Below are 25,134 nucleotides of genomic sequence, written 5' to 3'. Positions count from 1 at the left end.
AATAGAGATAGAGAGGTAATAACGTGAAAAACTATAAAGGATATCTTATTGATTTAGATGGAACAATGTATAGAGGGAATGAGGTCATTCCCGAAGCTGTTCCATTTGTTCAGCAATTAGCAGACAGAAATATTCCCTATGTGTTTGTAACGAATAATTCTACTAAAAGTACCCAGGAAGTGGCTGAAAAGTTAAACAGATTAGGGATTAAGGCAGATCATAATCAGGTTGTTACAAGCAGTATGGCTACTGCAAAATATTTACAGGACCAGTCTGTAAAAACATGCTACTGTATTGGACAAAGTGGTTTGAAGGAGCCGATAAAGGAACATGGTATCCAATTGACAGACAGTACAGATGTGGATGCTGTTGTTGTAGGGTTAGACAGAGATATTAATTATAATAAGCTTGCGACAGCATGTATTGCTATCAGAAAAGGTGCACAGTTTATTTCCACCAACCGGGATCATGCCATTCCGACTGAAGCGGGAATGGGACCTGGTAATGGCGCTTTTACAGCATTGGTGCAAACCAGTACACAGCAAAATCCGGTTTTTATTGGAAAACCGGATACAATTATTATGAAAGAGGCATTAGATGTGCTTGGTTTTCCGAAAGAGGATGTTTTAATGGTGGGGGACAATTATCAAACGGATATCCAATCAGGATTTAATGCAGGTGTGGAAACTCTATTTGTTCATACAGGAGTTACCTCTAAGGAAGAATTGGTGGCTTTTGAGGAACAACCGACCTATATAATTGAAAATTTATCAGAATGGACTTTTGAGTAATACAAAGGCATTCATATTCTATATAAAACAGAATATGAATGCTTTTCTTTTTTTATCCGTCCAGTTCCTCATGCTCGTTCTCTGCATCTCCATGAGCGAGACGGCTGGATGCTGCTGCAGCGATAGCACCAACGATGTCATCTAAGAATGTATGAATTTCGCCACTGCTTTTATCATTTAGTTTTTCTAAAATACCGGGCTTCTGTTTATCAATATAACCAAAATTAGTTAAGCCAATGGACCCGTATACATTAACAATAGATAAGGCAATTACTTCATCGATTCCATATAACCCTTCATCAATTTGAATTGTTTCCTGAAGCGGCTCGCTTAATAATTTCTTCTCTGCCAGCATGTCTAATTCAATACCCGTTATAACAGCATTTTGAACTTCTCTTTTGGTCAAAACACGATTCACGTTAAAACGGCATTTATCCATTGTTAAATCTGTATGATATTTTGACTGCAGATAGTATACCAATTCGGCAATATCATCTATTTTTACACCACGTTCTTTTAGCAATTGTCTTGCTCTTACTTCCAATTTTGTTTTACTTGTATATTTCGTCATTCTAAAACACACCTTTTTCGATTTAATATGATTGTATAGTCATTTCCTTCATATATTTAATATATACGATAAGGAGGAGTTTGTTGATGCCTATGTCAGAAATGCTCCGAAGTCAATATGCAATCCAGGTTGAAGGAAAGCAGTTCATTGAAGAGCGTGAAGGATATCAAAAAGAGCATTATATTTATTTTACCATTCCTGCTGGAAACAAGGAAATGATATTAATGGAGCAGGCAACTTTAGCATATTTCTTAAGAGAAAATGGAATGTCCTCTGTAGCTTACCCAATTCGTAATATCAACGGGGAATGGTTTACCAATCATGGAAATGGGCTTTGGATGGTTCTCGTATTAGAAGATTATTCACAGGCTTCAGTAAGTGAGAGTACAGGGAAAAAACTTGGAGATATTCATCGCATTGGCAGCAGTTTTCAGTATGAGCCTAAAGCTATATCCAGCTATGGTACATGGAGAAAGCTTTGGGAAGAAAAGCTTACTTTTTTTGAAGAAGAATTGACCAGGCAGGCAAAGGAAGAGGCAGCAAGCAGCTATTTATCGGAAGTAATGGATGTTTTACCATATATTGTTGGAATTAGCGAAAATGCTATTCAATATTTACGGGAAAGTGAGAAAGAACAGCGAATCTTACAAACGGATCAGGGAACAGTGGCTTTCTCCAGATGGAGTACTTTCGGGAAATCAATTATCTGGACAGATGAACTCGTGTATGATCATCCAACTCGGGACATTGCTGAATATATTCGTTTTTCTTTTTTGCATAATCGACCGGACACAGAAATTAATCAATTCTTAAATGATTATCAAAATTATCAGCCATTATCAGTGTTTGCATGGAGACTTATATTTGCGAGGTTATTCTTTCCGATACATCTTTATGATTTTTTAGAAGAAGGATTTCAGTATCAGGATTTTCAAAGATTAGAGCAATTGATAAAGCATCAGGAAGTGTACGAGAGGAGATTGGCAAAATTTTATGAAATGACGGGTGTAGATGTTTCCGATTGGCGGATTCCTATGATAAGCTGGTTGTAAGCAGTATCATCATAACTAGAACAGGAATTATCATTTATTCGCAGGAGGGAGAATACCAGTATGTCTAAACCAAAGGTCTACATTACCCGTAAAATTGATGAAAAATACTTACAAGCTTATCAGGACGAATTAGAGATTTGCATGTGGGAAAAAGAAGAGGAGCCTGTACCGAGAGAGACGCTTTTTAGAGAGATAGCAAATGCAGATGCTTTATTCGCGGTGTTAAGTGATTCTATTGATGAAGAGCTGTTATCAAAAGCTCCTCATTTAAAGATAGTTGCTAATATGGCTGTAGGCTACGATAATATTGATGTGGAAGCATGTAAAAAGCATCAAGTTGTTGTTGCGAACACTCCTGATGTTTTATCGGAAACAACTGCAGATTTAGGTTTTTCACTAATTATGGCTACTGCCAGACGTATCGTGGAGGCGGATGAATGGGTGAAGCAGGATAAGTGGCAGTCATGGGCCCCATTTTTCTTTGCAGGCACCGATATTTACGGGAAAACACTTGGAATTGTTGGAATGGGGAGAATTGGAGAAGCTATTGCTAAACGGGCAACTGGTTTTGACATGAATATACAGTACCATAATCGTTCCCGGAAAAAAGATGCAGAAGAACGATTAAATGCAAAGTATGTCAGCTTCGATGAACTTTTAGAGACTTCTGATTTTATTGTGACAGTTGTGCCACACACTAAAGAAACCGATAAATTATTTAATCAGGCTGTTTTTAAAAAAATGAAATCCAGTGCTATTTTTATAAATATTTCGCGCGGAAAAGTAGTGGACGAAGAAGCGTTAGCAGAGGCGCTTAAAACTGGGGAAATTCAGGCAGCGGGTCTGGATGTTTTTGATGAAGAGCCAATTAGAGCAAATCATCCGCTTGTTGGCTTGAAGAATACAGTATGCATCCCGCATATCGGCTCTGCCAGTGTAGAAACAAGAACAAAAATGGTTCGGCTCTGTCTGGATAATATTCAGGCAGTTGTCAAAGGGGAGCCTGCTGTTACACCAGTATCGTAAATAAAGGTAATAAAAAAACGGAGTGTCTCTATCAAGGCAAAAGAGCGCTCCGTTCTATATTAAATTCATTAAAAAACCTGTTCGATTTCTGTTACACCAGGAACCTCTGCCATAAGTGCGCGTTCAATTCCGGCTTTTAATGTAATGGTTGAACTTGGGCAATTGCCGCATGCTCCCATGAGACGTAATAAAACGACGCCATCATCATCAACGTCAACTAATTCTACATCCCCGCCATCACGTAATAAGAATGGACGAAGCTTGCTTAATACTTCTTGTACTTGTTCTTCCACAATAACCTACTCCTTTCCTACAAATCTATTATAACGCGATTAAACAAAAAAATCTATTTGAAAATGATTTTCAATTAGCTGGTTAATTATATTTTATCTTTTTCCTCTTATTTTGTAAAATAATTAATATAGGTATATGTTAAGAGATAGCATGACTCTGAAGGGAAGTGTAAAAGATGCCGGAAATAACGATAACAGTCTATGGAAGCGAACAAATCTGTGCCAGCTGTGTTGGCGCGCCGGGCTCCAAAGATACGTACGAATGGCTCCAGGCCGCCATTGGAAGAAAGTATGCTTCTGACGGTGTTCAATATAATTATATTGATATAAATCAACCGCAATCGGATTCTATTCATCAGGCGTATGTCGAAAAAATAATCGAAGAGGATCTTTTTTATCCTATCATATGGGTAAATGATAAAATGGTAGCTGAAGGTATTCCAACTTTAAAGCCGATCTATCAAGTATTAGATCAGCTTGGGTTAGAGATCAAAGAAGGATAAGCAGAAGAGGAGAGTAACGGATGAAAATACCCTTTACAAAAATGCATGGATTAGGAAACAATTATATCTATATTGATCTATTTCATACAGATTTACCAGAAGAACGACTGTCTGAATTAGCTGTTAAAATGTCAAATCCAAATACAGGGATTGGTTCAGACGGGATGATCCTGATTCATCCAGCAGAAAAAGCAGAAGTAGGAATGCGAATTTTTAATAAGGATGGTTCGGAAGGAATGAATTGCGGTAATGGGCTGCGCTGTACTGCAAAATATGTTTATGAGACAGGAATTGTAAATACAAAAGAATTTTCCATACAGACAAAAGCAAATGTTGTCCATGCTATTGTTAAAGTGAATAGAGATAAGGAAGTAGAAGAGGTTACTATTGATATGGGGGAGCCTATTTTACAAAGAGAGCAGATTCCAATGCTTGGAGAAGCAGGGACAAAAGTTATTAATGAGCCGTTTCAGATTGCTGATGAAATATTACATGTCACTGCTGTTTCAATGGGAAATCCGCATGTTGTAACGATGGTTGATGCTATTGATGAAGCGCCGCTGACAACGCTTGGCCCAATTATGGAAAAAGATGAACGGTTCCCTGAAGGTGTCAATGCAGAGTTTATTGAAGTTGTGTCTGACGAGGAATTACATTTCCGTGTGTGGGAACGCGGCTCAGGGATTACGGAAGCGTGTGGAACAGGAGCATGTGCAGCTGTTGTGGCTGCGACATTAAATAATAAAGTCACGAAAGGAAAAAAAGTAATTGTGCATTTAGCTGGCGGAGATTTGGTCATTGAATGGAAAGAAGATGATCATATCTGGATGACTGGCGGAGCAGAAACAATTGCATCAGGAATTTTCTACGCGTAGAATGAATTACTTGATTCTGACAAGTGCAGGTGTATACTAAGCTTATAGGATATACAAGGATAAAGGAGGTTCAGAAGATGATCATTGAACTGACTGATCGTGCAAGTGCACAGATTAAAGAAATGATGAAAGAAGAACCAGATCAATCACTTCTACGCTTTGGCGTAAAAGGTGGCGGGTGCAGCGGTCTATCCTATTCATTGGGCTTTGAAGATGAGGTTAATGAAGAATTGGATATTGTTGAAACCATTAATGATATTCCAATTGTTTTTTTCAATCAGGATATACCTATTATTAAGGGCACAAAGATTGATTATAAAGAGAATATGATGGGCGGAGGATTCAGTATTGATAATCCGAATGCCATTATATCCTGTGGGTGCGGTTCTTCCTTCCGTACTGCAGAGCATGCCGGAGCGCCCGGTGATTGTTAAAGGAGAAAAGGTTGGCAGAATTATTCTGCCAATCTTTCTTTTAATCCCTCAATAAAAGATAGATTTTCCCTATATTTGCTGCAGCATATCACCTCGGTAAAGGCAGACAGCTGCCTGCAATTTCCTTCCTTTTCAGCAATCCGTAAAAGAAAAACGTTTGAATGAAAAGGCTTCTTCATTCAAACGTTCTTAATCAAAACATTATATAGCTTCGGTATATTTATTAAAACATTGCTGTTGAGTGCTTTGGCTGAATCCTAGCTTTTGGATCGATGTAATTTTTGGCATTATTAATAGCTGTTGGCCCTTCACCAAATCCAGTTGCAATCAGCTTGACTTTACCATCATACGTACAAATATCTCCTGCAGCATATATTCCTGGGATATTAGTCTCCATTTTGGAATTGACGACAATACTGTTTTTTTCAATTTCCAGACCCCAGTCTTTGATTGGTCCAAGGCTGGAAATAAAGCCGTAGTTACAGATGACATCATCTACTTCTAATTCGACTAATTCTTCTCCTTTTATCTCCTGTAAGATAAGCTTTTCAATCTTTTCATTTGCAACAATTGCTGCTGGTGCAAATGGTGTGAGTTTTTCAACAGTGGATGCCTCTAGTTGCTCTACACTATGTTCATGTGCACGAAATTGATCGCGCCGGTGAATTAATGTTACTTTAGCAGCAGTTTTTTCCAGCATCAATGCCCAATCTACTGCTGAATCTCCTCCGCCTAAAATAGCAACATGCTTATCCTTATATTTATTCATATCCTTCACATAATAGTGTAAATTTCTACCTTCGTACGCTTCACTATCACCTACATTCAATCTTCTAGGCTGAAATGCACCATTGCCGGCAGTAATAATGATTGTTTTTGTCAGGTGAACTTCTCCAGTGTTTGAAATGAGACGAAAGCTGTCGTCTTCCAACCGTTCAACACTCTCAATAGCCTGTCCAAGTACAATCTCAGGGTCAAATAATTTTGCCTGTTCTTCCAATTGGTCAACAAGCTCCTGTGCACGAACTTTTGGAAACCCTGCAACATCATATATATATTTCTCCGGATATAGTGCTGTCAATTGACCTCCGATATGAGGCAGGCTTTCAATTATTTTAACACTAGCTTGACGCATGCCGCCGTAAAAGGCTGTGAATAAGCCAGTGGGTCCAGCTCCAATGATTGTTACATCAAAAACTTTCTCCATAAAATACCTCTTTTCTTTCTAGACGTTTACCAATCCTATGGTATCATAAACTCGTTTTTGTTTGTATTAAATCGCTTCAAAAGGAAGGATAATTCAAAGATATCTTATTTTGACAATTTAATACTCTTTGCATGTCTTCACTTTTTCTTCATAAGTATAGATAAAAAAGAGATTTTAAAGCTTGCTATTTTTTATCAGAGCATTTAAGATAAGTTAGTGATTATTACAGTTTGATTACAAAATGAAGTTATTTATATGACAAAAATATTTTGGTAAGAATTATATTAATTAATAGGAGTAGTGAAAAACCATGAATAAACCGCATATTGTAATATTAGGAGCGGGTTATGGAGGTATAATGACAGCAGTAAAGCTTCAGAAGCAGCTTGGACAGAATGAAGCCGAAATCACGTTAGTGCATAAATATGACTATCATTTCCAAACAAGCTGTTTACATGAGAATGCTGCTGGTACTCTGCATCAAGATAGCTCTAAAATAAAAATAAAAGATATCATCAATCGTTCAAAAATAAATTTTATAATAGATGAAGTTGTTTCAATCAAACGGGAAGCCAAAAAGATTAAGCTTAAAAATAGAAAGCTTCATTATGATTTACTCGTAATTGGAATGGGGCCTGAGCCAAATACGGAGGGGATTCCAGGACTGAATGAGTATACTTATTCTATCACAGATATTAACAGTGCCCGTTTTATTCGTGAACATATAGAATACAATTTTGCCAGCTATGCCAATGATATTAAAAAGGATGAGAGCAAATTAAATATTGTGATTGGTGGCGGAGGGATTCTTGGTGTTGAATTTGCCGGGGAGCTTATCAATCAGATCCCGGTTATGTGTAGAGAATATGATGTTGAGAAAACACTGGTGCATCTATATATGCTTGAAGAAAATACTTCTTTGCTGCAGAAGTTTGATGAGGATTTGGCACATTATGCAATCACTTCTTTACAATCCAGAGGAGTAGAAATTATCCATCAGGCTAAACTGAAAGAGTGCCAGGATAACAAGGTGATATATGAAGTGGAAGGGGAAGAACATGTTATTGCTTCTCACACTTTTATTTGGACCGGCGGAGTACAAGCTAATCCAGTATTTGAAAAATCTGGACTAAACTTAAAAAATAAAAGAATAGAAGTATATTCAAATATGCTGTCTACCAAAGATGATTCGATATTCGTTGTTGGAGATTGTGCATATACTGCGAATGAAAATGGAGAAGAAATCCTTCCTACTGCAAAAAAAGCCATAGGGGAGGCAGCTGTTGTTGCAAGAAATATCTCTTTGAGGCTAAAGAATAAAGAACTTACTTCCTGTCAGCCGGTTAAGCAAGGTATGCTTGCAACCTTAGGAAGGGATGACGGGGTAGCGACGATACAGAATCATAAGGTATTCGGCTGGAAAGCAGTATTAATAAAACGAATTTCTGACAATCATTATTTATATAAATTAGGCGGTTGGAATTTGCTGTTGAAGAAGGGGAATTTTCATTTATTATAGAGGATGTTCAAAAAGTCCAAAAAAGATGACACGGCGAATTTCTGCGTTGACGAAGATTTTTCAATGGGGCTGCGATTACTCGCCCCACCAAAAGCGTTACTCACGTATTATAAAGCATACGATCCGTTTGAAAAATCTTCGTCGCCTTGAACTTTCGACGCATAGGACGTGCTAGTGTCGGCCTTGCAACAAATGTCCTCGGTGGGGTGAGTAATCGCAACCCCAGGACGTTGCGACCTTAGCCGACTGGTCCTAATTATCGGACTTTTTGAACACGCACTTATAGAAATATATTGACAAAAAAGCGAAGCTTGGCAGATGCTGCTTTGCTTTTTTGCAGTTTTAAGATAAAATGTCCCTTGTATGCATCCTAAGAAAGGACGGAGGGAAGAGAATGGTTCAACTTGTTGTTTCTGTTGTATTGTATTTTGTTATATTTTTTGGCATTGCATTTATTTTAAATATGTTATTAAGAAAAACATGGCTGATGGCATGTTTATTTCCTATAGTAATGATTTTTATTATAGATAATGTTTCTTTTATTAGCTATTTTACAAGTACCGGGGAATCCTTTTCAGCACTTGGAGATCGAATTGTCGGCTTAACTATTGCTGATATTGTGATTTTATTATCTGGTTTTATTGGTACAATTGTATCGGGCTTTGTTATTCGCTTTTTAAGGAAAAGCGGCTACCAAATGTTTTAAAAAATAAATTACATAAAAATAAAGAAAGCCAGTGCCGCTAGGTATTGGCTTTCTTTATTTAATAAGAAAAGAGCGGAGCAAGGGAAAAAGCAATAATAATCCCTGTAATTGCACCAAAAAATACTTCTATTGGCTGGTGTCCAAGTAATTCCTTTAGTTCTTGTATTTTTTCGTTTTCTTTCTTTTTACTCCAGCCTTTGGCACTGGAGGTTATTAGTTGAAAATCGCGAACCAGCTGATTAATAACAATGGCCTGTTCACCCGCCTGTCTGCGGACTCCGGAAGCATCAAACATTGTAATCACACTAAATATACAAGCCAGCGCAAATACACTTGATGATACACCCTCTACAATACCGATGGCAGTTGCTAAAGAAGTAACTGCTGCAGAGTGGCTGCTGGGCATTCCTCCTGTACTGAAAGCAAGTCCAGGTTGAAATTCCTTTGTGAAAATCAGCTTAATAGGTATCTTTATAACTTGCGCAAATACAATAGCAATCAGTGCAGCCCATAATGGGAAATTCGTCAATAATGTCATGAATGAGGGTACTTCCTTCCTGACTAACGCATCAATTTTCTGTTATTTTACCATAGTCTGTATCATAATAAAAGAAAGGATCAGGAACCAACAGGAATATGCGGTATTGCAGGTTAAAAAATACATATTCCCGTAAAATATTTATTTAATAACCGTATCTAAAGCAATCTCCATCATTTCATGGAAAGTTGTCTGACGTTCTTCAGCGGTTGTTTCTTCACCGGTAATGATATGATCAGAAACTGTAAGAATTGATAGTGCCTGACGACCATATTTAGCTGCCAGAGTATATAATGCAGTAGATTCCATTTCAATAGCAAGTACTTGGTATTTGGCAAGCAATTCATTAACTTCTTTGGCATTATCACGATAGAAGGTATCGCTTGTAAATACATTTCCGACGCGTAGCTGCAATCCTTTTTCTGTACCGGCTTCATAAGCATTTTTTAATAATTTAAAATCAGAAATAGGAGCATAATCAATTCCGTTAAAGATAAGCTGATTCATTTGTGAATCTGTAGTAGCAGCCTGAGCTAAGATAACATCGCGAACCTTAACATCTTTTTGGATTGCTCCGCATGTACCTACGCGGATGAGTTTTTTGACATCATAGCTTTGAATAAGCTCATTCACATAGATGGAGATAGAAGGCACTCCCATGCCGGTTCCCTGTACAGAAACACGTTCTCCTTTGTAGGTCCCGGTATAACCGTACATACCTCTGACTTCATTGTAAAGCTTTGCATCCTCTAAATAATTTTCAGCGATATATTTAGCACGTAACGGATCTCCCGGCAATAATATTTTATCTGCAATTTCTCCCTGCTTTGCTCCAATATGTACACTCATTTTGTAAACCTCCATTATTCATTTTGTCCTTATGATAAAGGTATCATAAAGGTTTTTGAAAAACAAATGAATACATTTTCATAAAAAAAGTAGATATGTATTTCATATTTCGTGATTTTTGTATATAATATAACATAGGTTTATGTGAGGTGAATAACAGGTACATAAACGACAGAGATTTTCAAATTGAAAGGATGTTGTATATAATGAAGTCACAAACGTTTAAAATTACTGCGGAAACCGGAGTACACGCACGCCCGGCTACTTTGCTGGTAAACAAAGCTGGTCAATTTGATTCTGAAATTGAAGTTAGCTACAAAGGCAAAAACGTTAACCTGAAATCAATTATGGGCGTTATGTCTTTAGGAATTCCTAAAGGTGCTGAAATTGAAGTAAGCGCAGACGGAAAAGATGAAGCTGATGCTTTAAAAGGTATCGCTGACGTTATCAAAGAACATTTAGGCGAATAATTTTTAACAAACGTATAAAAGCGCTCTGGCATCAGGGCGCTTTTATACGTTATACATCGAACGATTTTCATGCCTTAAGCATTTGTTATAATTGTTTCAGGAAGGTTGTGAATTCTTTATGATTATGATGCCATTTCTTTATTTTCCGGAAGATAAAACGGAGTATATTCCTGCTGTAATAACACTGATTCTTTTTTTGATCTTAGCAGTATTTTTTATGCGTTGGATGATGAAAAAATCGAAGAGAGATCAGGAAAATTTTGAGCAGGAATACCAGGATGCTTTAAATCAGGCACAGAACAACGAAAATAATAATGTAACAAATTCCTCCTCTAATCAATAGGATTTGAGGAGTTTTTTTGACTAAAAAATCGCTTCTTTGCTCAAACTATGGAAAAAGCAAAGGAGTTTATCAATGAGCATACGGAATAAATGGATTATGTTGATGGCTTTCGCAATGCTGTTTCTTTTATCAGGGTGTTTGCTGCCGCACGCAAACTCAGAAATGGTAGAAATGTATAATGCAGATGGAGACCGAGTAGGAACAGCCAGGTTAAATGAAACGGATGGAGGAGTAGCTGTAACAGTTGAAGTTGAAGGATTAAATCCAGGGTTCCACGCTATCCATGTTCACGAGTATGGAAAATGTGAGGGTCCCGATTTTTCTTCAAGCGGTAACCATTTTAATCCTGACGGTAAAGAACATGGTCTTTTACGGACGGATGGGCCTCATCTCGGAGACCTTCCCAACATTGAAGCGGATGAAGACGGGAACGTTAAAGAAGAATTGGTAATTGCTGAAGCAACGTTGAAAAAAGGTAAAAATAGCTTGATTACTAATGATGGTACTTCTTTAATTATTCATGATGGAGTGGATGATGGAATGAGTCAGCCGGCTGGGGATTCAGGTGACCGTATTATTTGCGGGGCTATTAAAAATGATTCTCAAAGCGGAGATAGAGAAGAAGCACCTACAGACCCGACAGAGAGTAATGATAAACAGGAAAATGAAGAAAATGGGTAATTCCTCCGGCTACTTCATGTGCTAACGAAAATTTGAGGCAATTATAATGGAATAAATAGAAAGAAGCTGCATTCGAAATGCAGCTTCTTTCTATTTATAGGTTTAATTATTAGATTCTCTCCAAACTTCTACAGCATGGATAATCCGCTTAACGCCTTCTTCGATAGTTGCCCGTGGACATGCGACATTGATACGCATAAATGCGTCCCCTTCTACGCCATAGTCCTGACCAGGATTTAAGCCTACACGTCCTTTATCAATCATGAATCGGTTTAATTCTTTTTTGTCCATATTTAATTCGGAGCAATCCACCCAGACAAGATATGTTCCTTCTGATTTTGTCACTTTTAATTCAGGAGCATCCGCAGCAAACATTTCCTTGATATATTCAGTATGACTCTGGATAACTTCCAGCAGTTCTTCTAACCAGGGTTGTCCATGACGGTACGCAGCTTCCATTGCTGTTACGGCCATTCCATTTAAGGAGTTATTGAATCCCTGACGAAGAAAGGCATTTGTTAATTTTTCCTTGTTTTCCTTATTCGGCGTAATCGCATAAGAAGCCTGCAGACCAGCTAAATTAAATGTTTTAGATGGTGCCATGCAAGTAATTGTTTTATCGGCAATTTCTGTTGACAGGCTCGCAATTGGCAGATGTTTATGTCCTTGAAAAACTAAATCCGCATGAATTTCATCAGAAAAAATCATTGCATCATATTGCAGGCATAGCTCTGCCATTTTACGCAGCTCTTTTTCAGTCCAGACGCGGCCAACCGGATTATGCGGAGAGCATAAAATAAAAGCTTTTACACCACTTGCTAATTTATTTTCCATATCTTCAAAATCAATTGTGTAATAATCATCCTGATGAATCAATGGATTCTTCACAATTTCACGATCTAAAACGTTTATAATATTGTAAAATGGCGTATAAACAGGTGTTTGAATCATAATCTTATCACCTGGTTCTGTAAAGGCTTGTAAAGCCATATGAAGTGTATTAATTACTCCAGGACTGTAGTTAAGCCATTCAGGCTCGATATCCCACCCATGACGGTTTTTTAACCAGTCGGTCACTGAAGATGTAACATCCTCATCAATTACTGTATATCCATAAATTCCATGCTCTGCGCGTTGGATAAGTGCCTGATTGACAGCTTCTGGGGCTTTAAAGTCCATATCAGCTACCCACATCGGTAGAACATCGTCAGACTGGAATCTCATCTGCAGCATATCCCATTTCATAGATTTTGTTTGCTTGCGATCATGTACTTCTTCAAAAAAACTCATTATTTTATTTGCCTCCTTGCATTCTTATCATTTTTCTATTATAACAAAGATACTTTAGAAAGGTAGAAAACTGGTCTAAAACTTCTTTAGAGTTCCCGTTTTTAGACAAAAAAAAGCAAAGCGTCATACGCTCTGCCTACAGGGGGAATACGAGAAAGCCTTACAATAATAGTAATACCCGTTGTTAAAAAGAATAAACCAAATAATTTTAAAAAATTTAGATTTATTTTTTATTAACGCATGACCGTGTTAAACAATCAGGATTCCATAGAAAAAACTTCATTTCATAGAGATTATTGTCCCCGTGAAATGAAGTTTTGTTTTGAACACGCACTCATATTATAATCTTTTCTCAAGTTCTTCTTTTTCGTTTTCAAATCCTGGTTTGCCAAGTAAAGCAAACATATTTTTCTTATATGCTTCCACACCAGGCTGGTCAAATGGATTAACACCAAGCAGATAGCCGCTGACAGCACATGCTTTTTCAAAGAAGTATACTAAATAGCCGAAAGTATAAGCATCTAACTTAGGAACTTCAATGATTAAGTTTGGAACATCTCCATCTGTATGAGCTAATAGTGTTCCCTGGAATGCTTTATCATTAATCTCATGAATACTTTTACCAGCTAAGTAATTTAATCCGTCTAAGTCATTTGCTTCTTCTTCAACAGTTAAATTTTTCTTAGATTCATTTACATGAAGAATTGTTTCGAAAATATTCCTTCTTCCTTCTTGGATATATTGACCAAGAGAGTGCAAATCAGTTGAGAAGTTTGCTGATGATGGATAAATCCCTTTTTCATTTTTTCCTTCACTTTCGCCAAATAACTGTTTCCACCATTCAGAGAAGTATTGAAGGGCAGGTTCATAATTGATGAGTAATTCTGTTACTTTTCCTTTTTGATAAAAAATATTACGTACGGCTGCATATTGATAAGCAGGGTTCCTGTTTATGTCAGGCACCGATAAGTCATCCATTGCGGCTTGGGCGCCTTTCATAATTGCGTCGATATCAATATTGCTTGCCGCAATTGGCAATAAGCCTACTGCTGTTAATACAGAATAACGTCCGCCAACATCATCTGGAATAACGAATGTTTCATAACCGTTTTCATCAGCTGTTGTTTTTAGAGCGCCTTTTTGACGGTCAGTAGTTGCATAGATACGCTTTTTAGCCTCTTCTTCACCATATTTTTCTTCCAAAAGCTTTTTAAAGATACGGAAAGCAATTGCCGGTTCTGTTGTTGTACCACTTTTAGAAATAACGTTAATAGAGAAATCCTTATCCTTTAGTACGTCAGTCAGCTCACTCATATAAGTAGAGCTTAAATGATGACCTACAAAAATTACCTGGGGTGCTTTTCTTTCTTCAGCAGGAAGAAGGTTTTGGAACGAATGGTTCAGCATTTCTAAAGCTGCTTTGGCTCCAAGATAAGAACCGCCGATACCAATTACAAGAAGAACGTCAGAGTCATTTTTGATTTTTTCTGCACTTTTCTTGATACGTGCATATTCTTCCTGATCATAGCTTTTAGGAAGGTCAACCCAGCCTAAGAAGTCATTACCGGCTCCAATTTTTTCATGAATCATTTGGTGTGCACGTAATACAAATGGAGAAAGGTTTTTAATTTCTTCTTTGTCGAAAAACGAAAGTGCTTTATCATATTTAAAAGTTACATGTGTCATTTAGAGTTCCCCCTTTAAAATTGATTCCATATATGACTCTACTTTAATCTATTAATGTGATGAAATCAAGGGTAACGACCTGAAAGGCTTTCATTTAAACCGGAAATAAAGTGCTGAAAAATGATGTTGATAATAGCAGAAATCCCTTAAATTAAAAGAGAAAAAATAGTTTGAGAGAGTCTTTATAAAAACATTTTGGTGCATCTGAAAAAAGATAATCTGAACAGAGGTATACTTCATTAAAAAACAGGTGCCTGAAGAAAATTCAGGCACCTGTTTTTGGTGATCATTGTCAGCTTATTTATTTTGCGTCTGGTCAATCCAGTCCTGCAGTTTATCTTTAAGAATGTTAAAACCGCTTGATTCATTGCTGGAATCGTAGTTTTTTACTGTATTATCTTGTTTAGCAGTTTCTTTTGGCGCTTCTTCTGTAGCGCGGATAGATAAAGAAATTTTTCCTTTTCCTTCATCGATTTGAATGACTTTTACGTTAACAGTATCGCCGACACTTAAGTGCTCGTTAATATCCTTTACATATCCATGCATGATTTCAGAAATATGAACTAACCCTTGTGTGTCACCATCAATTGCAACGAATGCACCATAAGGCTGAATGCCTGTTACTTTTCCTTCTAGTACTTGACCTACTTCTACGTTTGTAGCCATATTGAACATCTCCTATATCTTTTTCAATTCTGTTTTAAGTTATCCAAAGTGGATGGAAAAAGAAAAGGCAGCTTTTTATACCAGCTATAAAGCTAGTAAATAAAAATGGGAATCTTTTTCTGCATCTTTTGAACACGTGCTTTTTTCAACAATATACTACTTTATCATAAAGTATAGGAAATATCCAACTTAACGTTACCGGTTGGCAAGATTAATAAGTGTATCTTTTTCGTGAAGGATAAAAGTAGTTTTTGGATGAAGGATATATTCTTTTTCACGAAGCACACCGATTATAAGGAATCCTTTTTCCAGGAAGGGAGTTACCGCTTCTAAATAAGTTTTTCCAATAAGTGAATCAGGAACAGGCTGGTGAATAAATTTATGCTGGATAAGAAGATGATAAATATCTTCAAAAGGTGTTGCCTGTATCTCCGGGTCTAATTCATGGAAAAACAGACTGCTCATAAAATCATTTGATCGAATAATTGTTGTTGCACCTGCACGGGCGGCATTATCAATTTGTTTCTTTGTTAGAATTTCTAAGATAACAGGTATATCCCGATTATTTCCACGGATAGCGATGGTAGTCAGGATAGCATGAGTATCTGATTCATAATCGGATTTTTGGTTATCGGCAGCAACAAATATACAGGAAGCTGCTTTAATGTTGGCCATATGGAGAGTGGTATCCTCTGCTGCATTTCCTTTAATATAATGCACTGGCAGCTTTGTATAAGCAAGATTGGTTAAAGTCTGATCAATGATAACAATTTTTTTATCTGAGTAATGGTGAATGATTAAGTCAATAAGCTGCCGGGTCTGTTCATTAAAACCGACAAATATATAATGGTTTGTACCATGAAAAGCAAGCTTGCCTTCCTGTGAATTTTTTTCACGCTTTATAGCTGTAGTGGATATGGAGGCGATATAAAACGCAATTAATCCGCCGCCGGTTAAAACTAAGCATGCTGCAATCAGCCGGCCTGGCAAGGTCACAGGAACATAATCTCCATAACCGACAGTCGCTCCTGTAATAAGTGCCCACCATATTCCGTCTAACAATGTAGGAAAACGCTGTGGTTCGATTAAATAAATAAGATACCCGAAGAGCGACAATGAAATTATAACAAGAAGCAGCAGTTTCAGTATATTAGGAATGCGATAGTAAAGAAGTTTTAGAAAACGCTCATTCATTAAGGAATCCTCCTATCTATTTTCGTTAGTATACGCAGATAGAAAGGAATGTTATTCATTAAAACCGAAACTATAAATATACATAATTTAAAAAGCCATCGATTTATACTTTGAAATCGATGGTTTTTAAAAATTATATTGTTTTTAAAGTTTCTTTGATGCTTTCATAAACGATAGACCAGTTATCCTGATTATCGCGATAGGATTTTGAAATAAACCGGTGCACTTGTTTTTGCTTTTCTTCAAAATCACTGGCATCCTTTGGTGGAAGCTGGGCGCGTGCTTCGTCTATATACGCTTGAATTTTTGGAGCTCTTGGTCCCCATTTTCCGACTCCCTTTCCCTCTGTATTAATAAAGATGATAATAGGGATAGATCTGGCTGTTCCATTTGTTAAATACTGATCCATTAATTCAAGATTATCATCCCGAAGCAAAGCCTTGACAGGCATATTGACAGCCTCTGAAATTTTAAGAAGAATCGGCATGTTTAACATCGCGTCACCACACCAATCTTCTGTAAGAATAATTGCTCTTAAGTTCTTGCTTCTGATTTCTTCAAAAAAAGCTTCATCTGCAGGTAATGAAAAGTTATCATAAATGTGCAATAAATCCTCTTTGTTTACATTCATTGCTTCGATGTATTCATCTGGATCAAGCCCTTTTTCATACCATTCATTTAATGACATCTATATCCCTCATTTCAATTATTTGATATAGTTAGTTTACCTTCTTCTGCAGAATTGGTAAACCAAAGTTACCTTGTAAAGAAGGATAGGGAAGAATTTATAGGGAATGTTTAGAAGGTACAATGAAAATGGCGGCTTGAATTTTTCATCGTCCTTTTGGACAAGCATTTATAGGAGGCTATAACATGGCAGATACAAAATATGATGTTTTAATGGACTTACTTCATACGCCATCTCCATCAAGTATGGAAATGGAAATACAAAAGAAATGGATTAATTATGTCAAGGAGTATGCCGATGAAATTAGGACAGATCATGTTGGGAACGCGATTGCAGTGGTTAATCCAGATGCACCATTTAAAGTTCTTTTAGCAGGTCATTGTGATGAAATCGGCTTCATTATTCAGCGTATTGATGAACGTGGTTTTATATTTTTTGAAAAATTGGGTGGAATTAATCTGAAAGCAGCTATTGGCATGAGGGTGACAGTGTTGGGATATCAGGAAACACTTACAGGGGTCATCGGTGTCAACGCACAGCATCATGGAGGTATCAAAGGTGATATCGGTGTGCAGGACCTCTATATGGATTGTGGATTTCAGTCAAAAGCAGAGGCACTTAAAAAGGTTCAGATTGGGGATCTCTGTGTGTTAAAAACAGAGCCGGAAATATTACAGGATCGGTATATTTCCGCCAGAGGGCTGGATAATCGTACCGGAGCATTCATTGTAGCAGAAGTAATTCGCAAGCTGTCTGGAAAAGATTTGTCGATTGGCGTTTACGGTGCAAGTACGGTGAACGAAGAGACAAATATGGGGGGAGCTTACTTTGCCGCGGCTGGAGTAAAGCCCGATTTTGCAATTGCTGTTGATGTTACCTTTGCAACAGATTATCCAAATGTTGATCCGAAAAAGCTGGCTGAGGTTCATTTAGAAGGCGGCCCTGTTTTAGCAAAAGGAGCACCAATTCACCACAAAATCAATCGTTGGCTGGAAAAAGCAGCAAAAGACAAATCAATTCCTTTACAATATGAATTAACACCGGATGCAACAAGAACCGATGCCGATAAAATGCGATACACAGGGAAAGGAGTGCCGGTGGCATTAGTGTCTCTACCGCTCAGATATATGCATTCACCAGTAGAAACAGTAAGCAAGAAGGATATTGATAAGGAAATTGAATTATTAGTAACGATGCTTGAAAACCTGACAGGGAAGGAAGATTTAAATCCATTGCATGATGATGTTTGATATAAGGAAATATGAAATTACTTTGAATTAAAAACTTTTCTCTTGTCAAATGAATATGCTATGGTATACTGAAAGTAATTAAATATTCGATTCCAATCTTCGGGGCAGGGTGTAATTCCCGACCGGCGGAAATAGTCCGCGAGCTGTACGTTGATGCAGTTGATCTGGTGTAATTCCAGAACCGACAGTAATAGTCTGGATGGGAGAAGATGTCGAGCTTGTTTTTAACCATACGCATGTTTTGTGTGTATTTATTTAGCGATGACTCAAACCCTAAAGCCCTTATGCTTTAGGGTTTTTTAATTGCTTACAGGCTAAAAATAGCATCGTACCTTCATCACGAGTTGGAATCGGAAAAATGATGGAGGAGGTAAGCTGATGCAAAAGAAGAAAAGAAATCAGCTGCTAAAGTTAATTATTATCGCATTATTAAGTACTATCTCTCTTGTTTTATTTTTTCTAAATTTTCCACTTCCGTTTTTACCAACACCTTATTTAAAAGTGGATTTCAGTGATGTACCTGCATTAATTGCATCTTTGATCTTTTCACCAATGGCAGGAGTGCTTGTCGTTGGATTTAAGAACTTGTTATATTTGGCTGTTTCGGGATCTGGAGAGCCAATTGGTGTTTTATCCAACTTTGTTGCCGGATTAATGATTGTTTTACCGGTTTCACTTATTTATCATCGGATAAAGGGTTTAAAAGGTCTTGTCAGCGGATTGGCAACAGGTACTGTTATTATGGCAGTCGGAATGAGTGTACTCAATTATTATCTAATTTTACCTGCTTATGGCTGGTTTATGGGCTGGGAAATGTCTGAACAAATGAAATGGATTGCAGTTATTGGTGGCGTGCTGCCATTTAATATAATTAAAGGAATTTTTATCGGAATTTTGTTTATCCCATTGTTCAATAAGCTGCAGAGCTGGATTCAGCAGCAGCGAACGAGGTTTATATAATACAATATAAAAAGAACTAAGGAGTACAATAAGAAAGAGGCCGGAATTTTGATCCGGCCTCTTTCTTATTGTTAATTTAAAAGTGCATAAAAAGAGAATAAATTATTTTGGTGCATGAAAAATAAACAAACGAATAGTGCTATATTGAGAAATCAGGTGAAAGGTATGACTTACTATAGTTAGCTATCCATGAGATTAAAAGGGATATGTTATTGCAAGACTTCTATCCCATTTTGCTTGTATGCATCAATGATATTAGCCGGTACAGATTTCTCTGTTACTAGATAATCTAAAGCATTACTTTTTTCGACAAAGAAAGTAGAGACTTTTTCTAACTTTTCTTTGGTCACCACACTAAGTATTTGAGAACTTTGTTTAATTAACTGACTTTTTAGCAGGGACTCTTCAAAAAGAGGAACTGTAATTCCAAGATTGGAATCAATTGATGAAATACCAAGTACACATAATTCTACGTGAATCCTCTCAATTTCTTTAATAGCAAAGGAACCTGTATTAACGTGTGAATTCTTATTGAATTCACCACCAATAACATAGATTTGTACATGAGGGTGGTTGCTTAGGGCAAAAGCCACTGAAGGGCTATTCGTTAATACTCTCCCTTTATAAGACTGAGGCAGCTTCTCAGCCAGCTTTAAGTTAGTGGTGCCGCCATCAATAAAAAGTACATCCGCTTTTTCCAGAATGGGAACAGCGAGTTTGACTAATTCTTCCTTAACTTTAGCATTTTGATCAATTCTCGTGTTAAAGTCTACCTTGTCATTGACAATGCTTAATGCCCCGCCATGAACCCTTTTAATTAATCCTTTTGCCGACAGCTCCTGCATATCCTTTCGAATAGTGTCTTCCTTTACCTTCAGTTCCTTCGTTAATTCAGAAACCAATGCTCTTCCCTCGGATTGAACCTTATCTAATATGTAGATATGACGTTCTTTTTTTAGCATATTTATCACCTTTTTATTGTATTTAATTGAATTAGATTGTTTATATCGGGTTATTTATAAAAATAATTATATCATAATAAATAAAGAAGTACTATTAATGACTGTGGAAATTATAAAGACGTTCGTTACTCTGTCTTTTGGATAGAAAGATAGGCCTATATAAGTGAAGTTATAATCAGCTAATATCCGAATATCCAATTTCTTTTTATCCTTTTTATTGACACAATCAATTAAAAACGATAATATTAAATTCAATTCAATAAAAAACAATTAAAAAGGAAGTGATATAAAGTATGAAGAGGCATGAACTTATAAGTCAACAGTATCAAAAAATGTGATTGTGCGACTTACTTGGGTAGTTTAATGTATGCGTTACCAAAGGTTGAAGTCATAGAAACTATAAGGAGAATGGGCATTATTAATTTTAATTATTTGAAAATAGTAATTATTTCTGCGAATCAACAAGATTTTTAGGGAGATGACAAAATGAAAAATCTACTTATGAAGTTTGTAAATAAATTGACGAGTATCGGCGCGTCATTGCAAACGCCCATTGCTATTTTACCAGCTGCAGGACTGTTATTAGCCTTAGGAACAGTTTTTACAAATTCTGCTTTCTTGGAAATGATGCCTATTGCAGATAATCCAGTGATGGAAAATATCTTTAACGTGTTATTAGCTACAGGAAATATTATTTTTGCTAATTTACCATTGATTTTTGCTGCAGGGGTAGCTATCGGATTAACGAATAATGATGGTGTAGCAGCTTTATCAGCTATTGTAGGTTATTTGATTATGAACGTAACCATTGGCGGAACAATGGGGATTACACCAGAGATGGTTGCTGAATCAGATATGTATGTTGAAATTTTAGGAATTCCAACCGTTCAAACAGGAGTTTTGGGAGGTATCATTGTTGGGCTGCTTTCAGCAACTATATTTAATAAATTTCACGATGTTAAGTTACCAACATCATTAGCATTTTTCGCCGGGAAAAGAAGCGTGCCAATAATTACTGCTTTTAGCGCTTTGTTTTTAGGTTTTATAATGATTATTATTTGGCCGACAATTCAAGGCGGAATTAATAATTTGTCTACATTTATCGTAAATTTAAACGCAGGCTTTTCCGGTTTTATGTTCGGTTTTGTAGAAAGATTAACTATTCCATTCGGTATGAATCACGTATGGTGGCCAACATTTTGGTTACAAGCTGGAGAATATACAAATGCCGCAGGTCAAGTTGTCAATGGGGATCAATTGATTTTCTTCTCTCAATTAGCAGATAACGTACCAATTACTGTTGGTAATTTCATGAATGGATTGTTTGTATTGAAAATTTTCTCTATACCGGCAATTGCTTTAGCAATGTATCATACAGCGAAAAAAGAACAAAAAGCTAAAGTGAAAGGCATCTTATTATCTGCAGGATTAACTTCTTTAATCGCAGGTGTAACAGAACCATTAGAATTTCTATTTATCTTTACTGCTCCTGTCCTATTTTTAATTCATGCAGTAGTTACCGGTCTGGGATTTACAGCAATGAATCTATTGGGGGCGCATTTAGGACTTTCCTTCTCAGGAGGATTGCTGGATTTTGCATTCTTTAATTTACTGACAACCCGGACACATTGGTGGATCCTTATCCCGGTTGGACTGAGTTTCTTTGCAATCAATTATTTCTTATTTAGATTTGCAATTGTGAAATTCAATCTGAAGACTCCTGGCCGTATGACAGACAAAGATAAAAACATAAAAAAATCTAACGAAAATTATGATGGCGATCAAATTACGAATATTATCAAAGGTTTAGGCGGCAAAGAAAATATTCGTAATGTGAATGCATGTTATTCCAGATTACGTGTGGATGTAGCAGATACTGCAGTTGTTGATAAAGATATTTTCACTGATCAATTAGAAGCTTCTGGTGTAAGTATTTTAGGTAAAAACGTTCAAGTGATCTATGGTAACGCAGCAGTTGGAATTAAAGAAGGGGTACTTACAAAGCTTCGGGGAGATGATTATGAACCGATTGTTGAGACGGAAAAAAATGCTAAAGCTGTTCAATCAGAACCAGCTAAACTTTTAGATATCACAGCTCCTGCAGCCGGAGAAATAATTTCAGTTGATGAAGTTCCAGATCAGGTGTTTTCTACAAGAGCTATGGGGGATGGCTTTGCAATTGAACTGCAGGATAATGTGATCTATGCCCCCGTGTCAGGGGAAATTGTAGGAGTATTTCCAACAAAGCATGCTATATCTATTGTCGATAATTTTGGTAATGAAGTTCTTATTCATATTGGTCTGGATACAGTTAATTTAGAAGGAGAAGGTTTCCGCCTGCTGGTTGAAGAAGGCGATGTGGTTAATCAAAATGACTTAATTGCTGAAATCAATGCAGAACAAATCAGAAATAAAGGTTATTCTCTGATTACACCAATTATTTTTACGAATCTGGACAAAGAAATGTACGAAGTTGAACTTTTAGTGCAAGGAAGAATCAAAGCTGGTCAAAAAAACCTGATCAAATTTTAATTGAAATTAATTATAACTTATATGATTCCAATTAAATTAATCAATTATTTACTATTTGGATTATTTACTCTGTTAAAAGGTTTTATTTATATAATAAATTAGGAGGTTACCTGATGGAAAAAGGAATTTTTTCTAAAGTATTTGTTAAATATCCCTTAGAAGAAGCGTTTATAAAGATTCGTGAATTTGGTTTTAGTACAGTACAATTTAATTTTGCTAATGTAGGGCTGCCCAGCCTGCCCCAAAAAGTCAGTAATGAAATTCTTGAGCAGATACAGGAGACTTGTGAAAAGACAGGGATTTCAATTTCTGTTATCTCTGGAACATATAATACACTAGAATTAAATAACGAGACACGGAAAAAAAATATAGAAGGATTTAAAAATGTGGTAGAGTCAGCCAAAAAGCTAAATGTGCCATATGTTTCTATTTCAACAGGCAGTTTTAATCAGGAGGATTTTTGGAGTCCGCATCCTGAAAACCATACAAAAAAAGCCTGGAATTATTTGTTCGAATCATTAGATGAAATGCTGGATATTGCTTCTCGTAATGGAGTGACTATTGTAATTGAACCGGAACAATCAAATGTCATTAGTACGATAGAGGATGTCAAGAAATTGATGAATCACTATCAAAGTCCTTATTTAAAAGTATTGTTTGATGCTGCCAATATTATAACTACTGATGATATTGGCCAATTGGAAAATAAAATTAACAGATCTTTGAAGGAACTGAGTGAGTATATTGCAGTGGCCCACTGCAAAGACTGCCTTGTTTCGAAGGGGAAAATTACATTTGCACCCATAGGTAAAGGCAGTCTTCCATTAAATCAATATTTAAAGGAATTAAAAAAATACTACGATGGCCCAGTGATTATGCATGGATTAGATGAAGAAGATATCGCCTTTGCATTAAAAAGTACGCACTTTTAAATGGATATAAATGAAAGAGGAGAATGTTAGATGACGAATATTAAAAAAGAAGATAAGCTAGTAAAAATCGGTGTATTAGGAGCAGGACAAATCTCACAAGCAGCACATTTCGATTCTATTAGAAGATCCAGTAATGCAGAGCTTTACGCGATTTGTGACCTGGATGAATTTCTTTTAAATGAAATGGATGCTATCTATCATCCAGCTAGGCTTTATCGCGATTATGACGAAATGCTGGCTGACCCGGCAATTGATGCGATTGTAATAGGAATTGCAGATAATTTTCATGTTCCAATGACTATTAAAGCAGTTCAAGCAGGTAAGCCGGTTTTAGTAGAAAAACCTTTAGGTATGTCCATTGAAGAAGTTGAAGAATTAGGCGAGTATGTTAAGAATTCCAATCTGCATGTTCAAGTAGGAAACATGAAACGCTTTGATCCGGGAATTGAAGCAGCTAAGGATTTTATTGATCAGGAAATGGGTGAGATGCTGGCTTTAAAAGCTTGGTATTGTGATAACACGTATCGTTATACAACAACAGATAATGTGCAGCCGGTTATTTTAGAAGGACCTAATGCGAAAAAGCCTGCCGGAAATCCGAAAGCGGACAAGCGCCGTTATTATATGCGCGGTCATGGAAGTCATTTATTTGATACCGCACGCTATTTAGGTGGAAATATTATTGCAGTTACTGCCTGGTTAACTGAAAAATATGGTTCTTATTCATGGTTTGTAACAGCAGAATATGAAAATGGGTTTGTTGGGCAGTTAGATTTAACTTTACAAGTTCGGATGGATTGGCATGAAGGCTTCGAAGTTTATGGTGAACATGGCTCAATTATTGCAAAAACATATAATCCATGGTTCTTTAAAGGAAGCGATGTGGAAATTTTTAAAGCCTCAGATGACAGTTACCATCGTCCAGTTGCTGCGGATGGTCACTTCTATCGTCGTCAAATTGAAGATTTCGCACGTACCGTATTGACCGGTGAGAAAGGAAGAGGTGCAACTGTTTTTGATGGTATTGAAACAATGAAAATTATGCAGGCAGTTCAAAAATCGGTTGAAATCGGTCAAAAGGTTCGGGTGGACTCTGTTTCTGGAGACCTTTAGGAA

Annotated in this window: 27 protein-coding genes and 1 riboswitch; of the genes, 16 read left to right on the top strand and 11 right to left on the bottom strand. The window is 36.7% G+C overall.

Translation table 11 applies throughout. The annotated features are described in order from the left end of the window. Positions 1–23 precede the first annotated feature (23 nt). Positions 24–791 carry a TIGR01457 family HAD-type hydrolase gene (locus MHH51_RS16470; RefSeq protein ID WP_339282533.1) on the top strand — a complete coding sequence of 256 codons (768 nt, stop codon included), beginning with the start codon at positions 24–26 and terminating at the stop codon, positions 789–791. Between the two features lie 52 nt (positions 792–843). Here MHH51_RS16470 and MHH51_RS16465 read toward each other — a convergent pair whose 3' ends face one another. Next, complete coding sequence (locus tag MHH51_RS16465) at positions 844–1,362, bottom strand: phosphatidylglycerophosphatase A (RefSeq protein WP_147211613.1); 519 nt, start codon at positions 1,360–1,362, stop codon at positions 844–846. A gap of 86 nt (positions 1,363–1,448) precedes the next feature. Here MHH51_RS16465 and MHH51_RS16460 point away from each other — a divergent pair, with 86 nt between their 5' ends. Together MHH51_RS16460 and MHH51_RS16455 are read left to right on the top strand one after the other, a co-directional pair. Beyond that, entirely contained in the window at positions 1,449–2,414 is a 966-nt protein-coding gene (locus MHH51_RS16460) for a hypothetical protein (protein WP_339282532.1), read from the top strand. Between the two features lie 60 nt (positions 2,415–2,474). After that, a complete protein-coding gene (locus MHH51_RS16455) occupies positions 2,475–3,440 on the top strand; it encodes a D-glycerate dehydrogenase (RefSeq protein ID WP_147211611.1) in 966 nt (321 codons plus the stop codon). A gap of 68 nt (positions 3,441–3,508) precedes the next feature. Here MHH51_RS16455 and MHH51_RS16450 read toward each other — a convergent pair whose 3' ends face one another. Beyond that, entirely contained in the window at positions 3,509–3,733 is a 225-nt protein-coding gene (locus MHH51_RS16450) for a NifU family protein (RefSeq protein ID WP_040979025.1), read from the bottom strand. A 176-nt stretch (positions 3,734–3,909) separates the two neighbouring features. On the opposite strand from MHH51_RS16450, the gene MHH51_RS16445 reads away from it, so the two are divergent. The 3 genes from MHH51_RS16445 (at position 3,910) to MHH51_RS16435 (ending at position 5,545) form a co-directional block, all read left to right on the top strand. After that, positions 3,910–4,236: a YuzD family protein gene (locus MHH51_RS16445; protein ID WP_147211610.1), complete on the top strand. Its 327-nt coding sequence runs from the start codon at positions 3,910–3,912 to the stop codon at positions 4,234–4,236. A 20-nt stretch (positions 4,237–4,256) separates the two neighbouring features. Beyond that, positions 4,257–5,111: a diaminopimelate epimerase gene (dapF, locus tag MHH51_RS16440; RefSeq protein ID WP_147211609.1), complete on the top strand. Its 855-nt coding sequence runs from the start codon at positions 4,257–4,259 to the stop codon at positions 5,109–5,111. A 77-nt stretch (positions 5,112–5,188) separates the two neighbouring features. Further along, positions 5,189–5,545 carry an iron-sulfur cluster assembly accessory protein gene (locus tag MHH51_RS16435; protein WP_147211608.1) on the top strand — a complete coding sequence of 119 codons (357 nt, stop codon included), beginning with the start codon at positions 5,189–5,191 and terminating at the stop codon, positions 5,543–5,545. A gap of 223 nt (positions 5,546–5,768) precedes the next feature. Here the strand turns inward: MHH51_RS16435 and MHH51_RS16430 are convergent, their stop codons facing one another. Continuing rightward, positions 5,769–6,752 carry an NAD(P)/FAD-dependent oxidoreductase gene (locus MHH51_RS16430; protein WP_147211607.1) on the bottom strand — a complete coding sequence of 328 codons (984 nt, stop codon included), beginning with the start codon at positions 6,750–6,752 and terminating at the stop codon, positions 5,769–5,771. 310 nt (positions 6,753–7,062) lie between these two features. On the opposite strand from MHH51_RS16430, the gene MHH51_RS16425 reads away from it, so the two are divergent. Together MHH51_RS16425 and MHH51_RS16420 are read left to right on the top strand one after the other, a co-directional pair. Next, on the top strand, positions 7,063–8,271 hold the full coding sequence (locus MHH51_RS16425; RefSeq protein WP_339282531.1) for an NAD(P)/FAD-dependent oxidoreductase: 1,209 nt from the start codon (positions 7,063–7,065) through the stop codon (positions 8,269–8,271). Positions 8,272–8,665: 394 nt separating this feature from the next. Further along, entirely contained in the window at positions 8,666–8,977 is a 312-nt protein-coding gene (locus tag MHH51_RS16420) for a YuiB family protein (RefSeq protein WP_147211605.1), read from the top strand. Between the two features lie 58 nt (positions 8,978–9,035). On the opposite strand, the gene MHH51_RS16415 is transcribed toward MHH51_RS16420, so the two are convergent. Further along, the gene (locus tag MHH51_RS16415) at positions 9,036–9,515 is read right to left on the bottom strand and encodes a divergent PAP2 family protein (protein ID WP_147211604.1); all 480 of its coding nucleotides are present in this window, start codon (positions 9,513–9,515) and stop codon (positions 9,036–9,038) included. A 141-nt stretch (positions 9,516–9,656) separates the two neighbouring features. Beyond that, positions 9,657–10,364, bottom strand: a complete 708-nt coding sequence (deoD, locus tag MHH51_RS16410; RefSeq protein WP_147211603.1) for a purine-nucleoside phosphorylase — start codon at positions 10,362–10,364, stop codon at positions 9,657–9,659. 206 nt (positions 10,365–10,570) lie between these two features. Here deoD and MHH51_RS16405 point away from each other — a divergent pair, with 206 nt between their 5' ends. From MHH51_RS16405 to MHH51_RS16395, 3 genes are all read left to right on the top strand, one after another. Further along, positions 10,571–10,834, top strand: a complete 264-nt coding sequence (locus MHH51_RS16405) for a phosphocarrier protein HPr (RefSeq protein WP_147211602.1) — start codon at positions 10,571–10,573, stop codon at positions 10,832–10,834. 118 nt (positions 10,835–10,952) lie between these two features. After that, complete coding sequence (locus tag MHH51_RS16400) at positions 10,953–11,177, top strand: hypothetical protein (RefSeq protein ID WP_307725852.1); 225 nt, start codon at positions 10,953–10,955, stop codon at positions 11,175–11,177. Positions 11,178–11,249: 72 nt separating this feature from the next. After that, complete coding sequence (locus MHH51_RS16395) at positions 11,250–11,858, top strand: superoxide dismutase family protein (RefSeq protein WP_246145193.1); 609 nt, start codon at positions 11,250–11,252, stop codon at positions 11,856–11,858. A 102-nt stretch (positions 11,859–11,960) separates the two neighbouring features. On the opposite strand, the gene MHH51_RS16390 is transcribed toward MHH51_RS16395, so the two are convergent. The 5 genes from MHH51_RS16390 to MHH51_RS16370 all read right to left on the bottom strand — a co-directional run bounded on the left by MHH51_RS16390 (position 11,961) and on the right by MHH51_RS16370 (position 17,382). Beyond that, positions 11,961–13,148 carry a MalY/PatB family protein gene (locus MHH51_RS16390; RefSeq protein ID WP_147211601.1) on the bottom strand — a complete coding sequence of 396 codons (1,188 nt, stop codon included), beginning with the start codon at positions 13,146–13,148 and terminating at the stop codon, positions 11,961–11,963. A gap of 339 nt (positions 13,149–13,487) precedes the next feature. Next, positions 13,488–14,834 (bottom strand): glucose-6-phosphate isomerase, encoded by a 1,347-nt coding sequence (locus MHH51_RS16385; RefSeq protein ID WP_339282530.1) that lies wholly within the window; start codon positions 14,832–14,834, stop codon positions 13,488–13,490. Positions 14,835–15,131: 297 nt separating this feature from the next. Next, on the bottom strand, positions 15,132–15,500 hold the full coding sequence (gene yugI / locus MHH51_RS16380) for a S1 domain-containing post-transcriptional regulator GSP13 (RefSeq protein WP_147211599.1): 369 nt from the start codon (positions 15,498–15,500) through the stop codon (positions 15,132–15,134). 195 nt (positions 15,501–15,695) lie between these two features. Continuing rightward, positions 15,696–16,694 (bottom strand): potassium channel family protein, encoded by a 999-nt coding sequence (locus MHH51_RS16375; protein WP_147211598.1) that lies wholly within the window; start codon positions 16,692–16,694, stop codon positions 15,696–15,698. Between the two features lie 133 nt (positions 16,695–16,827). Further along, complete coding sequence (locus MHH51_RS16370; RefSeq protein WP_339282529.1) at positions 16,828–17,382, bottom strand: thioredoxin family protein; 555 nt, start codon at positions 17,380–17,382, stop codon at positions 16,828–16,830. Positions 17,383–17,567: 185 nt separating this feature from the next. Here MHH51_RS16370 and MHH51_RS16365 point away from each other — a divergent pair, with 185 nt between their 5' ends. Next, positions 17,568–18,632 carry a M20/M25/M40 family metallo-hydrolase gene (locus MHH51_RS16365; RefSeq protein ID WP_339282528.1) on the top strand — a complete coding sequence of 355 codons (1,065 nt, stop codon included), beginning with the start codon at positions 17,568–17,570 and terminating at the stop codon, positions 18,630–18,632. 91 nt (positions 18,633–18,723) lie between these two features. Beyond that, a riboswitch (FMN riboswitch) is annotated at positions 18,724–18,847 on the top strand. Between the two features lie 163 nt (positions 18,848–19,010). Further along, complete coding sequence (locus MHH51_RS16360) at positions 19,011–19,592, top strand: ECF transporter S component (RefSeq protein ID WP_147211595.1); 582 nt, start codon at positions 19,011–19,013, stop codon at positions 19,590–19,592. A 209-nt stretch (positions 19,593–19,801) separates the two neighbouring features. Here MHH51_RS16360 and MHH51_RS16355 read toward each other — a convergent pair whose 3' ends face one another. Beyond that, complete coding sequence (locus MHH51_RS16355; RefSeq protein ID WP_147211594.1) at positions 19,802–20,554, bottom strand: DeoR/GlpR family DNA-binding transcription regulator; 753 nt, start codon at positions 20,552–20,554, stop codon at positions 19,802–19,804. A 486-nt stretch (positions 20,555–21,040) separates the two neighbouring features. On the opposite strand from MHH51_RS16355, the gene MHH51_RS16350 reads away from it, so the two are divergent. The 3 genes from MHH51_RS16350 (at position 21,041) to MHH51_RS16340 (ending at position 25,131) form a co-directional block, all read left to right on the top strand. After that, positions 21,041–23,086 carry a glucose PTS transporter subunit IIA gene (locus MHH51_RS16350; RefSeq protein ID WP_339282527.1) on the top strand — a complete coding sequence of 682 codons (2,046 nt, stop codon included), beginning with the start codon at positions 21,041–21,043 and terminating at the stop codon, positions 23,084–23,086. A 113-nt stretch (positions 23,087–23,199) separates the two neighbouring features. Beyond that, the gene (locus MHH51_RS16345; protein ID WP_156988581.1) at positions 23,200–24,018 is read left to right on the top strand and encodes a sugar phosphate isomerase/epimerase; all 819 of its coding nucleotides are present in this window, start codon (positions 23,200–23,202) and stop codon (positions 24,016–24,018) included. Positions 24,019–24,048: 30 nt separating this feature from the next. Next, positions 24,049–25,131 (top strand): Gfo/Idh/MocA family oxidoreductase, encoded by a 1,083-nt coding sequence (locus tag MHH51_RS16340; RefSeq protein WP_147211591.1) that lies wholly within the window; start codon positions 24,049–24,051, stop codon positions 25,129–25,131. The last annotated feature ends 3 nt before the right edge of the window (positions 25,132–25,134 follow it).

This window comes from Oceanobacillus sp. FSL K6-3682, assembly GCF_037976165.1.
GTDB classification, from domain to species: Bacteria; Bacillota; Bacilli; order Bacillales; family Amphibacillaceae; genus Oceanobacillus; species Oceanobacillus sojae.
The sequence above is the reverse complement of the archived record's forward strand: the minus strand, read 5'-3'. Positions and strand labels throughout refer to the sequence as shown.